Origin of the sequence: Pseudomonas sp. PS1(2021) (assembly GCF_020405165.1) — a bacterium.
GTDB lineage: Bacteria > Pseudomonadota > Gammaproteobacteria > Pseudomonadales > Pseudomonadaceae > Pseudomonas > Pseudomonas aeruginosa.
In genome coordinates this window covers 5,661,832-5,674,974 of sequence record NZ_CP084484.1, presented here as the reverse complement: position 1 = coordinate 5,674,974, position 13,143 = coordinate 5,661,832, and the positions used below count along the sequence as shown (strand labels likewise).

Sequence of the window (13,143 nt, the reverse complement as noted above, 5' to 3'; positions counted from 1 at the left end):
AAGCGCTGACTCCGGCCTGGATGCAGCAGGCGCAGGTGCCCCTGCTGCTCAGCATCGAGGAGCAGAACCAGGTGGCCATGCGCGTCGGCGGCCAGGGCGAGATCCTCTTCTTCAACGCCAAGACCGGCGTCGAACTGAAGCGTGTCGCTCTGCCGCTTCCGGCGGGCAGCGAGATCCGCTCGATCGCCCAAGACCAGCCGGGCAGCCCGACGGTCGCCCTGGGCCTGTCCAACGGACAGGTGCTGGTGTTCCAGCACACCTACAAGGTCACCTACCCGGACAACAAGAAGACCATCACCCCGGAGATCGCCTTCCCCTACGGCGAGACCCCGATCGGTCTCGATCCGCAGGGCCGCCCGCTGGAGCATGTGAGCATCAATGCCGGCGACGACAGCCTGCTGCTGGCTGGCTCCGTCGACAAGCAACTGCTGCTGTTGAGCATGACTCGCGAAGAGAACATGCTGACCGGCGAAAGCACGCTGGACGAGGAGCGCATCGAACTCCCGCAGATCGCCGAACCGGTGAAAGCCATCTACCTCGACCCGCGCAAGCAGTGGCTGTACGTGATCAACGGACGTGCCACCGCCGATGTGTTCGACCTGCACAGCCGCCAGTTGAACGGTCGCTACAAGCTGCTGGAAGACCCCAACGCCGAGGTCACCGCGAGCACCCAACTGCTGGGCGGCATCTCGCTGCTGGTGGGCGACTCCAAGGGTGGCATCGCCCAGTGGTTCATGGCTCGCGATACCGACGGCGAACCGCGCCTGTCGCACGTTCGCGACTTCAACCTGGATGGCGCGCCGATCAGCGCCATCGCTCCGGAACAACGGCGCAAGGGCTTCATCGCCCTGGACGAGAAGGGCAACCTCGGCGTCTTCCACAGCACCGCGCACCGTACCCTGCTGGTCCAGCCGGTCGCCGACTCTTCCGGGGTCATCACCCTGTCGCCGCGGGCCAACCGCCTGCTGCTGGAGCAGGGTGGCAAGATCCACCGCTTCGCCCTGAGCAACCCGCACCCGGAAATCTCCTGGAGCGCGCTCTGGGGCAAGGTCTGGTACGAGAGCTACGACAAGCCGGCCTACGTCTGGCAGTCCACCGCCGCGACCACCGACTTCGAACCGAAGCTGAGCCTCTCGCCGCTGACCTTCGGCACGCTCAAGGCCGCCTTCTACGCGATGATCCTGGCAGCTCCGCTGGCCATCGCGGCCGCCGTCTACACCGCCTATTTCATGGCTCCGGCGATGCGCCGCAAGGTCAAGCCGGTGATCGAGCTGATGGAGGCGCTGCCGACGGTGATCCTCGGCTTCTTCGCCGGCCTGTTCCTGGCGCCCTACGTCGAAGGCCACCTGCCAGGGGTGTTCAGCCTGCTGTTGCTGACGCCGCTGGGCATCCTTCTCGCCGGCCTGCTCTGGAGCCGCCTGCCCGAGCGTATCCGCCTGAGCCTGCCGGCCGGCTGGGAAGCCGCGCTGCTGATCCCGGTGGTGCTCGCCGTCGGCGCCTTCGCCCTGTGGCTGAGCCCGCACCTGGAGACCACCTTCTTCGGCGGCGACATGCGCCTCTGGTTGAGCCACGACCTGGGCATCACCTACGACCAGCGCAATGCCCTGATCGTCGGGCTGGCAATGGGCTTCGCGGTGATCCCGAATATCTTCTCGATCGCCGAAGACGCCATCTTCAGCGTGCCGCGCAGCCTTACCTACGGCTCCCTGGCCCTGGGCGCCACGCCCTGGCAGACGCTGACCCGCGTGGTGATCCTGACCGCCAGCCCAGGCATCTTCTCGGCGCTGATGATCGGCATGGGCCGCGCCGTCGGCGAGACCATGATCGTGCTGATGGCGACCGGCAATACCCCGGTGATGGAACTGAACATCTTCGAAGGCATGCGCACCCTGGCAGCCAACGTCGCGGTGGAGATGCCCGAGTCGGAGGTCGGCGGCAGCCACTACCGCGTGCTGTTCCTCTCGGCGCTGGTACTGCTGACGTTCACCTTCGTGATGAACACCCTGGCAGAGCTGATCCGTCAGCGTCTGCGCAAGAAATACGCGTCGTTGTAAGCGGCGGAGGTATAGCTCTGTGAAACAGAAACAGGAAACCGTCAAAGCCTGGTTCGGCAGCGGCTCGCCCTGGGTGTGGATGAACGCCGGCGCGGTGTCGATCGCGGTGATCATGACCATCGGCCTGCTGGCGGTGATCGCGGTACGCGGCCTCGGCCACTTCTGGCCGGCGAACGTCATCGAGGCGACTTACCAGATCCCTGGCGAAGCCGCCAAGACCGTGATCGGCGAGGTGGTCCAGGCCGAGGAAGTGCCGCGCGCGCGCCTGCGCAGCGCCGGCATGCCGGTCCCGGAGGCCGGCCCCGAATTCATGACCCGCGAGCTGCTCAAGCTGGGCAACCGCGAGCTTTACGGCAGCGATTTCTCCTGGGTCGTCGGCGAGTGGCTGCAGGACATCAAGCGCCCCGAAGCGCTGATGGTTCTCGAACGCCGCGAGTGGGGCAACTTCTACGGCTACCTGCTGAGCGTCAAGGAGAACGGCCAGGTGGTCGCCGAAGGCGACGCCGCGGTAGGCGAACTGCAGAAGCGCATGCAGCGGGTGGATGACCTCTACGCCAAGCTCTACAAGCTGGAGAAGGGCGACATCGGCGGGATCAACCACGGTCTCGAGCGCCTGCGCTTGAAAGAGCGCAAGTTGCAGTTGGACGGCAAGCTGGACGCCGCCGCCCAGGCCGACCTGGCCGCCGAGCGCAGCGAGTTGCAGGCGCGCTACAAGGTCCTGGAAGAGCAGCTCAACGGCCTGCACCAGGAGTTCAACCGCGACAGCGTGGTAATGCGCGACGCCAGCGGCCGCGAGAGCGAAATCACCCTTGGCAAGCTGGTGCATGCCTACCAGCCCAACGCCATGGGCCTGGGCACCAAGATGACGGTGTACTTCAAGAAGCTCTGGGAGTTCCTCAGCGACGATCCGCGCGAGGCCAATACCGAGGGCGGTATCTTCCCGGCGATCTTCGGCACCGTGATGATGACCCTGGTGATGGCGCTGATCGTCACCCCGTTCGGCGTGATCGCTGCGGTCTACCTGCGCGAGTACGCCAAGCAGGGGCCGCTGACCCGGGTGATCCGCATCGCCGTGAACAACCTCGCCGGCGTACCGGCGATCGTCTACGGCGTGTTCGGCCTGGGTTTCTTCGTCTACGTGCTGGGCGGTTCCATCGACCGGCTGTTCTTCCCCGAGGCCCTGCCGGCGCCGACCTTCGGTACCCCCGGGCTGTTCTGGGCCTCGCTGACCCTGGCGATCCTCGCCGTGCCGGTGGTGATCGTCGCCACCGAGGAAGGCCTGGCGCGGATTCCGCGCGCGGTCCGCGAAGGCTCCCTGGCGCTCGGCGCGACCAAGGCGGAAACGCTGTGGAAGATCGTCCTGCCGATGGCCAGCCCGGCGATGATGACCGGCCTGATCCTCGCCGTGGCTCGTGCCGCCGGCGAAGTGGCGCCGCTGATGCTGGTCGGCGTGGTGAAACTGGCACCGTCGCTGCCGGTCGACGGTAACTATCCGTACGTGCATCTCGACCAGAAGATCATGCACCTCGGTTTCCATATCTACGACGTCGGTTTCCAGAGCCCCAACGTCGAGGCCGCACGGCCGCTGGTATACGCTACGGCGTTGCTGCTGGTCGTGGTGATCGCCCTGCTGAACTTCTCCGCCATCGCGATCCGCAATCGCCTGCGCGAGAAGTACAAGGCCCTGGAAAACTGATTGAGGGAGCTTCCCATGCAAAACGAGACCGCCAGCCACGGCATCAACTTCGATGCGCTCGGCCGCGACCGCCAGAGCCTCGACCTGGCTTCCGAAAGTGTCGAACTGGAAGTGCCCGGGCTGAACCTGTTCTACGGCGCCAAGCAGGCCCTGTTCGACGTCCGGATGAACATTCCGAAGCAGCGCGTGACCGCCTTCATCGGCCCGTCCGGCTGCGGCAAGTCGACCCTGCTGCGCTGCTTCAACCGGATGAACGATCTGGTGGATGGCTGCCGCGTCGAAGGCGAGATCCGCCTCGATGGTCACAACATCTTCGCCAAGGGCGTCGACGTCGCCGAGCTGCGCCGTCGCGTCGGCATGGTGTTCCAGAAGCCCAACCCGTTCCCCAAGAGCATCTACGAGAACGTGGTCTACGGCCTGCGTATCCAGGGCATCAACAAGAAGCGCGTACTTGACGAGGCCGTCGAGTGGGCGCTGAAGGGGGCTGCGCTGTGGGAGGAGGTGAAGGATCGCCTGCACGAGTCCGCCCTCGGCCTGTCCGGTGGCCAGCAGCAGCGCCTGGTGATCGCCCGGACCATCGCGGTGGAACCGGAAGTGCTGCTGCTCGACGAGCCGTGCTCGGCGCTGGACCCGATCTCCACGCTGAAGATCGAAGAGCTGATCTACGAGTTGAAGTCGAAGTTCACCATCGTCATCGTTACCCACAACATGCAGCAGGCCGCGCGGGTTTCCGACTATACGGCGTTCATGTACATGGGCAAGCTGATCGAGTTCGGCGACACCGATACGCTGTTCACCAACCCGGCGAAGAAGCAGACCGAAGACTACATCACCGGCCGCTACGGCTAGCGGCGCGTCCGGAGGCGCGGCGATACCGCTGCCTCCGGCGCTCTCCGTAGCTCGTTGATGTCACCGGTCGCAGCGGCTCCAGAAGGATTCCCCACATGATTAACAAAGACAGTCTCACCCATCACATCTCCCAGCAGTTCAACGCCGAGCTGGAGGATGTGCGCAGCCACCTCCTGGCCATGGGCGGGCTGGTGGAAAAGCAGGTCAACGACGCGGTCAACGCGCTGATCGACGCCGACTCCGGCCTCGCCCAGCAGGTCCGCGAGATCGACGACCAGATCAACCAGATGGAGCGCAACATCGACGAGGAGTGCGTGCGTATCCTCGCCCGGCGTCAGCCGGCGGCCTCCGACCTGCGCCTGATCATCAGCATCTCGAAGTCGGTGATCGACCTCGAGCGGATCGGCGACGAGGCCTCCAAGGTCGCCCGCCGCGCCATCCAGCTGTGCGAGGAAGGCGAGTCACCGCGCGGCTACGTCGAGGTTCGGCACATCGGCAGCCAAGTGCAGAGGATGGTGCAGGAGGCACTGGACGCCTTCGCCCGCTTCGATGCCGACCTGGCGCTGTCCGTGGCACAGTACGACAAGACCGTCGATCGCGAATACAAGACCGCCCTCCGCGAGCTGGTCACCTACATGATGGAAGACCCGCGGGCGATATCCCGCGTGCTCAACATCATCTGGGCCCTGCGCTCGCTGGAGCGCATCGGCGACCATGCGCGCAACATCGCCGAGCTGGTGATCTACCTGGTTCGCGGCACCGACGTTCGTCACATCGGCCTGACCCGCATGAAGGAAGAGGTCGAGAACAACCGCGGCGAGTGATCTTCCGCAGGCAAGGCTCCCTTGACCTGGAGCCTTGTTTCTTCGCGCGACTGCAGCAAGGCTTGGCATCCTGCCAGCAGGGGAGGCTATCCTAGGCGAACCTGTCCAGGAGAAGTCGATGAGCAAAGTCAGCGCGCTAGTGGTGGATGACGCCCCCTTCATCCGAGATCTGATGAAGAAAGGGTTGCGCGACAACTTCCCCGGCCTTCATATCGAGGAGGCCGTGAACGGCCGCAAGGCCCAGCAACTGCTCAGTCGGCAGAACGTCGACCTGATCCTCTGCGACTGGGAGATGCCGGAGATGTCCGGCCTCGAACTGCTGACCTGGTGCCGTGCCCAGGAAAACCTCAAGACTACCCCGTTCATCATGGTCACCAGTCGCGGCGACAAGGAGAACGTGGTCCAGGCGATCCAGGCCGGGGTGTCGGACTACATCGGCAAGCCATTCTCCAATGACCAGCTGGTGGCCAAGATCAAGAAGGCCCTGAGCCGCAGCGGCAAGCTGGAAGCCCTGGCGGCCCACGCGCCGCGCCGGGAGATCGCCAGCGGCATGGCCAACGATTCGCTGGCCGCCCTGACCGGCGGTCGCGCCGAGGTGATCAAGCCCGCCGCCAGTCCGGCAAAACCGGCTCCCGCGCCGAAGCCGGCTTCGGCTCCCCAGGCCAGCGCGCGTCCCGCCGGCAGCGGCAACCCGCTGGGCCAGGCGCAATTGCGCCTGCCGCAGAGCAGCATGCCCTGCGTGATCAAGGCGGTCAGCCTGAAGGAAGCGCAACTGGTGGTGAAGCGCGCCGACCCGCTGCCGCAGGTGCTGGAAAGCGCGGTGCTGGACCTCGAGGAAAACAGCGACGTGGCGCGCCTGAACGGCTACCTGCACGCCATCGCCGCGCTGGAGCCGAAGCCGGATAGCGATTGGCTGCTGCTGACCCTGCGTTTCGTCGACCGCGACCCGCAGAAGCTCGACTACCTGTCGCGCCTGATCGCCCGCGGAAGTACCCAGAAGCACTACGTTCCCGGCGCCTGAGCGGGTTTTTTCCCGACGATCCGTTCACAGCCCGCTCGCTGTCGTCTCGCCCTGGCAATAAAGCGCTGCTAGTCTTGCCGATTCGGGATAACCAGAACGACACGATCCGTGCAGTCATGCTAGGGCGCCTTCTCCTTCTCTGTGGCCTGTTCGCCGCGGCAGCTCCGGCTGCGGCCCTGACCATCTACAAGTACACCGACGCCAATGGCGTGGTGACCTACTCCGACCGCGCCGTGGCCGGGGCGCAGGTGTTCGTCTTCCGCGACCGGATGGTCGAGCACCTGGAACGGGAAGTGAAGCTGGAGACGAAGAAGCACGCGGGTGGCGAGACCCTGCAGGTGCGCAACGACCTCTACGCGCCGGTCGAGGTCGAGTTGCGGATCCGCAACCCGCGCAATGCCGTCGGGGTGCCCGACGGGCCGATTCGCTGGGTGGTCCCGGCGCGCAGCCAGGTGCGCCTGGCGACCCTGGCGCCGCGCAAGGCCGGCAAGCCGATGAGCTACACGCCGAAGCTGCGCTATGCGCTCGGCGACCCGCGCCAGCAGCCGCTGCTCTATCGCTATCCGCTGCCCTGGCGCGGCGGGCCGTTCCGCCTGTCCCAGGGCGCCAATGGCAAGTACAGCCACTTCACCCCCAAGGGCCGCTACGCGATGGACATCGCCATGCCCGAGGGCACGCCGATCATCGCCGCCCGCGGCGGCACCGTGGTGAAGATCGAGAACAACCAGAGCGGGCGCGGCAACAATCCCTCGGGCAACTTCGTCCGCATCCTGCACGACGACGGCACCATGGGCGTCTACCTGCACCTGATGCGCCATTCGGTGCTGGTCGCCGAGGGCCAGCGGGTCCAGGTCGGCACGCCGCTGGCGCGCTCCGGCAACACCGGCAACAGCAGCGGGCCGCACCTGCACTTCGTGATCCAGCGCAACGTCGGCCTGGCGCTGGAGTCGATTCCCTACGACTTCGCCCAGCCGGTCGACAGCCTGCCGAACTTCGCCATCGTCCGCGAGCCTTGAAAAGTCGCCGGCGCCGTGGCGGCGCCGGCTCGTCTCAGTCGAGCTTGACCACCTTGGCCAGGACGATCTTCGGACCGCGCATCTTCTTCACGATGATCCGCAGGCCCTCGGTGTCGAGGACTTCCTCTTCCTCCGGCACCCGCTTCAGGGTGTCGTAGACCAGCCCGGCGAGAGTGTCCGCCTCGACATGATCGAGGTCGATGCCGAGCAGGCGCTCGAGCTTGAACAGCGGTGTGTCGCCGCGCACCAGCAGCTTGCCCGGCTGGTAGGCGAGGATGCCGCGCTCGGTCTTGCGGTGTTCGTCCTGGATGTCGCCGACCAGCACTTCCAGCACGTCCTCCATGGTCAGGAAGCCGACCACCTTGTGATCGGCCTCTTCCACCACGGCGAAGTGCGCGCCGCCCTTGCGGAACTGCTCCAGCAGGCGCGACAGCGGGGTGTGCTTGGTGACGATCTCCAGCGGGCGCACCAGTTCGTCGAGGTCGAAGGTCTCCGGCAGGCTGTCCAGGGCGGACAGTGCCAGCAGCAGGTCCTTGATGTGCAGCAGGCCGATGAACTCGCCCTTGTGGCTGTCCCAGACCGGGTAGCGGCTGTACTTGTGGCGGCGGATCACCGCGAGGATGTCCGCCAGCGGCGCATCGTGCTCGAGGTAGACCAGGTCTTCGCGGGAGTTGGCCCAGTCGACCACCTCCAGCTCGCCCAGCTCCACCGCCGAGGCCAGCACGCGCATGCCCTGGTCGCTGGGGTCCTGGGCGCGGCTGGAGTGGAGAATCAGCTTCAGTTCGTCGCGGCTGTAGTGATGCTCGTGGTGCGGGCCGGGCTCGCCCTGGCCGGCGATCTTGAGGATGGCGTTGGCGCTGGCGTTGAGCAGCCAGATCGCCGGGTACATCAGCCAGTAGAAGAGGTACAGCGGCACCGCCGTCCACAGCGACAGCAGTTCCGGCTTGCGGATCGCCCAGGACTTGGGCGCCAGCTCGCCGACCACGATGTGCAGGTAGGAAATGATGAAGAACGCGGTGAAGAAGGAGATCCCGCGGATCAGTTCGTCGGAGTGCACGCCGATCATCGCCAGCAGCGGTTCCAGGAGTTCGGCGAAGGCCGGCTCACCGACCCAGCCCAGGCCCAGGGAGGCCAGGGTGATGCCCAGCTGGCAGGCGGACAGGTAGGCGTCCAGCTGGTTGTGTACCTTGCGCAGGATGGCGCCGCGCCAGCCGTGCTGCTTGGCAATGGTTTCCACGCGGGTGGCGCGGAGCTTGACCATGGCGAACTCGGCGGCGACGAAGAAGCCGTTGAGCAGGACGAGGAAAAGCGCAAAGAGGATCAGGCCGGCATCGGCGAAATAGGTGGCGATGCTGGTACTAGGAGAAGGGTCCATGGGGGTGTGCGGTAGCCAAAAGGCCCTTAAGAATGAGGGGCTGTGTCGTCGCTTGCAAGCTTTGGCCGTGCCGACGCCGGCGGCGCGGCACCGCGACGAGGCTCACTTCGACGCCTTGCGCTCGGCCTCGGCGACCTGCGCCGGGGCGAAATGGCAGGTGAAGGTGCTGCCCTTGCCGGGCACGCTGCTGATTTCCAGGCGCGCGCGGTGGCGGATCAGCACGTGCTTGACGATGGCCAGGCCGAGGCCGGTGCCGCCGGTGTTGGAGGCGCGGCTGGAGTCCACCCGGTAGAAGCGCTCGGTCAGGCGCGGCAGGTGCTTGGGATCGACGCCGATACCGGTGTCCTGCACCGACAGGTGCGCGCCCTGTTCGTCGGCCCACCAGCGGATGCGGATCTCGCCCTCGTCGGGGGTGTACTTCACCGCGTTGAATACCAGGTTGGAGAAGGCGCTGCGCAGTTCCGCCTCGCTGCCCTTGAGCTGCACCGCGGGTGTGGCGTCCAGGCTGATGCGGTGGTTGCGCCCGGCGGACAGGGCCTGGGCGTCGTTGCGGATGCTGGCGAGGAGAGCGTCCACCGCCACCGGCTTGTTGTCGCCGGGGTATTCGGTGGCCTCCAGCTTGGCCAGCAGGAGCAGGTCGTTGAGCAGGTTCTGCATGCGTCCGGCCTGCTGCTGCATCTGTTGCAGGGCGCGCAGCCAGCGCGGGTTCACATCCTCGACGTTGTCGAGGAGGGTCTCCAGGTAGCCGGCGATCACCGTCAGCGGCGTGCGCAGCTCGTGGGAGACGTTGGCCACGAAGTCCTTGCGCATCTGCTCCAGCTGGTGGACGCGGGTGACGTCGCGGACCAGCATCAGGTGCTCGCGGTTGCCGTAGAGGGTGATGTGGAACTGCAGGCGCAGGCGCTCGTTGATCGGCGAGGGGATTTCCAGCGGCTCGCGGTAATCCTCCTGGTCGAAGTATTCCTTGAAGCGCGGATGGCGGATCAGGTTGCTCACCGGCTGGCCGCCGTCCTGCGGGGTCTTCAGGCCGAGCAGGTTTTCCGCGGCGAGGTTCCACCATTCCAGATTGCCGTCGCTGTCGAGCATGATCACCGCGTCACGCAGCGCCGCGGTGGACTCCTGGATCCGGTCGATCACCGCCTGCAGGCGGCCACGGGCGCGCTGGTTGCGGCGTTGCAGGTGGTAGATATTGTCGAAGACTTCGCCCCAGAGGCCGTAGCTGTCCGGCGGTGGCTCGTCTGGCTGGTGGTTGCGCAGCCAGTGGTGCAGGCGCAGTAGCTGCCAGAGGGTCCAGCCGAGGTAGAGAGCCAGGCCGAGGGCCAGGGCCCAGCCGTAATGGCCGCTGACCACGCCGAGCACGAGGCTGGCGGCCAGCACGAGAAGCAGGTGGCGGATCAGCGCTCCACGCCAGTCTTGGTTCACGACGGATTGCATCCTGTCCAGTGGCGGTCCGTCACGGACCGTCCAGGGGAAACGACTCCGGCCGCTGGGCGGCCGGGAGCGGGGTCAGCTCTTGGTGGAGAAACGATAGCCGGTCCCGCGGACAGTCTGAACCAGATTTTCGTAGACCTCGCCGAGCGCCTTGCGCAGGCGGCGGATATGCACGTCGACGGTGCGCTCCTCGACATAGACGTTGCCGCCCCAGACCTGGTCCAGCAGTTGGCCGCGGGTATAGGCGCGTTCCTGGTGAGTCATGAAGAACTGCAGCAGGCGGTACTCGGTGGGGCCCATCTCGGCCGGCTTGCCGTCGATGGTCACGCGGTGGCTGATCGGGTCCAGCAGCAGGCCGCCGACCTCGATCGGCGCCTCGCTGTCGCCAGGCCCGGTGCGGCGCAGCACGGCCTTCAGGCGGGCGACCAGCTCGCGGGGCGAGAACGGCTTGGTGATGTAGTCGTCGGCGCCGACCTCCAGGCCCTGGATCTTGTTGTCCTCCTCGCCCTTGGCGGTGAGCATGATGATCGGGATGTCGACGGTCAGTTCGTCACGCTTCAGGCGTCGCGCCAGTTCGATGCCGGAAGTGCCGGGGAGCATCCAGTCGAGCAGGATCAGGTCCGGCTTGCGGTCGACGATCACCGCGTGCGCCTGCTGGGTATTTTCCGCCTCCAGGCACTCGTAGCCGGCCATCTCCAGGGCCACGGCGATCATCTCGCGAATCGGTGCTTCGTCATCAACGATGAGGATTGTCTTGCCAACCATGGTCTTGCCTCGGGTCGATCTGTCTTGCGCCGCATTAGATAACGAAATTGTGTCAGGTATGTGACACAACGGCGTAGTTTCCGCCGACTGCCCGCGGCGGGGCTATGCTCAACAGGTTCCGGTGCCGTCCCTGCGGGCGGCGAACGCTCCACCTGAAGACACAGGAGAGAGACGCGATGAACAGAATCCACCTGGCGCTGGGTCTGGCGCTGGCCCTGCCGGCGTTCGCCGCGCTGGCCCAGGAAACGGTGGCGCCGGCCACCGAGAAGGACGGCGTGCTGGTCGATGGCAAGGGCATGACGCTCTATACCTACGACAAGGACAGCGAAGGGCAATCCGCCTGTTCCGGGCAGTGCGCGAAGAACTGGCCGCCGCTGGCAGCGGCCCAGGGAGCGCAGGCCAGCGGCGACTGGAGCCTGGTCGCTCGCGAGGACGGCACCCAGCAGTGGGCCTACTACGGCAAGCCCCTTTATACCTTCATCCAGGACAAGAAGCCTGGCGACAAGAACGGTGACGGCAAGATGGGCGCCTGGCACGTCGCCCAGCCGGACATGGACTAGATGGTCGCCGGCCTGCGCGCCGCTCAACGCAGCGCGTAGTCGGCGACCGTGCCGAGGAAGATCGCCAGGCCAGCCCAGTGATTGTGCAGGAAGGCGCGGAAGCAGGCCTGCGGGTCGCGGTCGCGGGTCGACCAGGCTTCCCAGACGAAGCAGGCCGCCGCCACCGCCAGGCCGAGGTAGAAGCACAGGCCCAGTTCGAAGCGGTTGCCGGCCAGCACTAGCAGGAGCAGGGTCAGGCCCTGCAGGCTGCCGATGATCAGGCGGTCGGCATCGCCGAAGAGGATTGCGGTGGACTTGATGCCGATCTTCAGGTCGTCCTCGCGGTCGGTCATCGCGTAGTAGGAGTCATAGGCGACCGTCCACAGCACGTTGGCCAGGAACAGCAGCCAGGCGCTGGCCGGCAATTCGCCGCGCTCGGCGGTGAAGGCCATCAGGATGCCCCAGGAATAGGCGGCGCCCAGCACCACCTGCGGATAGTAGGTGTAGCGCTTCATGAAGGGGTAGAGCGAGGCCACGGCTACCGCGCCGAACGACAGCCAGACGGTCGTTGCATTGGTCAGCAGGACCAGGCCGAAGCTCAGCGCGACCAGGACGGCGAAGGTGATCCAGGCCTCGCGCACGCTGATCTTGCCGGTGGCCAGCGGGCGCGCCTTGGTGCGTGCGACATGGCCGTCGAAATTGCGGTCGGCGAAATCGTTGATCACGCAGCCGGCGGCGCGCATCAGGATGACGCCGAGGACGAAGATCAGCAGGTTCTTCAGTTCCGGCACGCCGTCCGCGGCGATCCACAGCGACCAGAGGGTCGGCCAGAGCAGCAGGTAGATGCCGATCGGCCGGTCCAGCCGCACCAGTTGGACGAAGTCCCAGGCGCGGGGGTGCAGGCGGGCCAGCGGCTTGATCAGGGTGACGAACATGGGGACCTCCGGAGTCGACCGGGGGATTATACGTCGGCGATTCCCGCCTGGTCCCACAGGCGCGGTAGGTACACCTCCGCCACCAGCACCCCGAGCGCGCCGCGGGAAAACCGTGAGCGACGGCCCCAGAGACCCTCGGCGCGGACCTCGGCGGGCAGACCGGCCGCCGGATAGCGGCAGACTTCGATGGGCCCGCGCTCGAAGGCGCTGTCGCTGAACAGCAACTCGCCCAGCGAGCGGGTGCCGAGCAGCGCCAGGTCGAAGCCCGAGCCTTCCAGGGCGCTGCGCGCCGCCACGCTGCGGGCGAACACCCAGGGACGGTCGTGGCCATGCAGGTAGACCTCGCGGACCCAGCCGCTACTGCCGGTAGGGACGTCGAGCCCCTGGCATTCGTCGTCGCGCAGGGTCTGCCAGCCTTCCAGCAGGGGTTCGACGCGGAACGCGCCGTCGGCCAGGGCGGTCAGGCGCCGGGTCAGCGACCCCTCGTCGAACAGCCAGTCGAGGACGGCGGGGGAGACGCTGGACAGTTGGTCGGCGCGAAGCCAGAGCGCATTGCTGGGCATGACGGGACTACGAGACGGCGGCAGAAGGCGGCGAGGGTAGCATGTTCGGCCGGCGGCCGGTCTGCGACGCGGTGG

Annotated in this window: 12 protein-coding genes; 7 read left to right on the top strand and 5 right to left on the bottom strand. The window is 66.4% G+C overall.

Annotation, left to right across the window (positions count from 1 at the left end; genetic code table 11):
- Nucleotides 1-20 precede the first annotated feature (20 nt).
- The 6 genes from LE197_RS27030 (at nucleotide 21) to LE197_RS27005 (ending at nucleotide 7,460) form a co-directional block, all read left to right on the top strand.
- The gene (locus LE197_RS27030; RefSeq protein ID WP_003123734.1) at nucleotides 21-2,054 is read left to right on the top strand and encodes an ABC transporter permease subunit; all 2,034 of its coding nucleotides are present in this window, start codon (nucleotides 21-23) and stop codon (nucleotides 2,052-2,054) included.
- A gap of 19 nt (nucleotides 2,055-2,073) precedes the next feature.
- The gene (gene pstA / locus LE197_RS27025) at nucleotides 2,074-3,750 is read left to right on the top strand and encodes a phosphate ABC transporter permease PstA (RefSeq protein WP_003096667.1); all 1,677 of its coding nucleotides are present in this window, start codon (nucleotides 2,074-2,076) and stop codon (nucleotides 3,748-3,750) included.
- 15 nt (nucleotides 3,751-3,765) lie between these two features.
- Nucleotides 3,766-4,599 (top strand): phosphate ABC transporter ATP-binding protein PstB, encoded by an 834-nt coding sequence (gene pstB / locus LE197_RS27020; protein ID WP_003096663.1) that lies wholly within the window; start codon nucleotides 3,766-3,768, stop codon nucleotides 4,597-4,599.
- Between the two features lie 95 nt (nucleotides 4,600-4,694).
- The gene (gene phoU / locus LE197_RS27015; protein ID WP_003142030.1) at nucleotides 4,695-5,423 is read left to right on the top strand and encodes a phosphate signaling complex protein PhoU; all 729 of its coding nucleotides are present in this window, start codon (nucleotides 4,695-4,697) and stop codon (nucleotides 5,421-5,423) included.
- Nucleotides 5,424-5,541: 118 nt separating this feature from the next.
- Nucleotides 5,542-6,444 carry a response regulator gene (locus LE197_RS27010; RefSeq protein WP_003096657.1) on the top strand — a complete coding sequence of 301 codons (903 nt, stop codon included), beginning with the start codon at nucleotides 5,542-5,544 and terminating at the stop codon, nucleotides 6,442-6,444.
- A 116-nt stretch (nucleotides 6,445-6,560) separates the two neighbouring features.
- Complete coding sequence (locus LE197_RS27005; RefSeq protein ID WP_003096656.1) at nucleotides 6,561-7,460, top strand: peptidoglycan DD-metalloendopeptidase family protein; 900 nt, start codon at nucleotides 6,561-6,563, stop codon at nucleotides 7,458-7,460.
- Between the two features lie 34 nt (nucleotides 7,461-7,494).
- Here the strand turns inward: LE197_RS27005 and LE197_RS27000 are convergent, their stop codons facing one another.
- The 3 genes from LE197_RS27000 to phoB all read right to left on the bottom strand — a co-directional run bounded on the left by LE197_RS27000 (nucleotide 7,495) and on the right by phoB (nucleotide 11,031).
- Nucleotides 7,495-8,835 carry a hemolysin family protein gene (locus LE197_RS27000; protein ID WP_003096655.1) on the bottom strand — a complete coding sequence of 447 codons (1,341 nt, stop codon included), beginning with the start codon at nucleotides 8,833-8,835 and terminating at the stop codon, nucleotides 7,495-7,497.
- Between the two features lie 102 nt (nucleotides 8,836-8,937).
- Entirely contained in the window at nucleotides 8,938-10,269 is a 1,332-nt protein-coding gene (phoR, locus tag LE197_RS26995) for a phosphate regulon sensor histidine kinase PhoR (protein WP_023108890.1), read from the bottom strand.
- A gap of 72 nt (nucleotides 10,270-10,341) precedes the next feature.
- On the bottom strand, nucleotides 10,342-11,031 hold the full coding sequence (gene phoB, locus LE197_RS26990; protein WP_003096653.1) for a phosphate regulon transcriptional regulator PhoB: 690 nt from the start codon (nucleotides 11,029-11,031) through the stop codon (nucleotides 10,342-10,344).
- Between the two features lie 176 nt (nucleotides 11,032-11,207).
- On the opposite strand from phoB, the gene LE197_RS26985 reads away from it, so the two are divergent.
- Nucleotides 11,208-11,591 (top strand): hypothetical protein, encoded by a 384-nt coding sequence (locus LE197_RS26985; RefSeq protein ID WP_003096652.1) that lies wholly within the window; start codon nucleotides 11,208-11,210, stop codon nucleotides 11,589-11,591.
- 23 nt (nucleotides 11,592-11,614) lie between these two features.
- Here the strand turns inward: LE197_RS26985 and ubiA are convergent, their stop codons facing one another.
- Both ubiA and LE197_RS26975 read right to left on the bottom strand, forming a co-directional pair.
- Complete coding sequence (gene ubiA, locus LE197_RS26980; RefSeq protein WP_003104612.1) at nucleotides 11,615-12,505, bottom strand: 4-hydroxybenzoate octaprenyltransferase; 891 nt, start codon at nucleotides 12,503-12,505, stop codon at nucleotides 11,615-11,617.
- Nucleotides 12,506-12,531: 26 nt separating this feature from the next.
- Entirely contained in the window at nucleotides 12,532-13,068 is a 537-nt protein-coding gene (locus tag LE197_RS26975; protein WP_003114374.1) for a chorismate lyase, read from the bottom strand.
- Nucleotides 13,069-13,143: the final 75 nt, after the last annotated feature.

Excerpts from the sequence above, each read along its gene's own strand:
- LE197_RS27030 (WP_003123734.1), top strand. The coding sequence starts at position 21 with ATGCAGCAGGCGCAGGTGCCCCTGCTGCTCAGCATCGAGGAGCAGAAC.
- pstB (WP_003096663.1), top strand. The coding sequence starts at position 3,766 with ATGCAAAACGAGACCGCCAGCCACGGCATCAACTTCGATGCGCTCGGC.
- phoU (WP_003142030.1), top strand. The coding sequence starts at position 4,695 with ATGATTAACAAAGACAGTCTCACCCATCACATCTCCCAGCAGTTCAAC.
- LE197_RS27010 (WP_003096657.1), top strand. The coding sequence starts at position 5,542 with ATGAGCAAAGTCAGCGCGCTAGTGGTGGATGACGCCCCCTTCATCCGA.
- LE197_RS27005 (WP_003096656.1), top strand. The coding sequence starts at position 6,561 with ATGCTAGGGCGCCTTCTCCTTCTCTGTGGCCTGTTCGCCGCGGCAGCT.
- LE197_RS27000 (WP_003096655.1), bottom strand. The coding sequence starts at position 8,835 with ATGGACCCTTCTCCTAGTACCAGCATCGCCACCTATTTCGCCGATGCC.
- phoR (WP_023108890.1), bottom strand. The coding sequence starts at position 10,269 with ATGCAATCCGTCGTGAACCAAGACTGGCGTGGAGCGCTGATCCGCCAC.
- phoB (WP_003096653.1), bottom strand. The coding sequence starts at position 11,031 with ATGGTTGGCAAGACAATCCTCATCGTTGATGACGAAGCACCGATTCGC.
- LE197_RS26985 (WP_003096652.1), top strand. The coding sequence starts at position 11,208 with ATGAACAGAATCCACCTGGCGCTGGGTCTGGCGCTGGCCCTGCCGGCG.
- ubiA (WP_003104612.1), bottom strand. The coding sequence starts at position 12,505 with ATGTTCGTCACCCTGATCAAGCCGCTGGCCCGCCTGCACCCCCGCGCC.
- LE197_RS26975 (WP_003114374.1), bottom strand. The coding sequence starts at position 13,068 with ATGCCCAGCAATGCGCTCTGGCTTCGCGCCGACCAACTGTCCAGCGTC.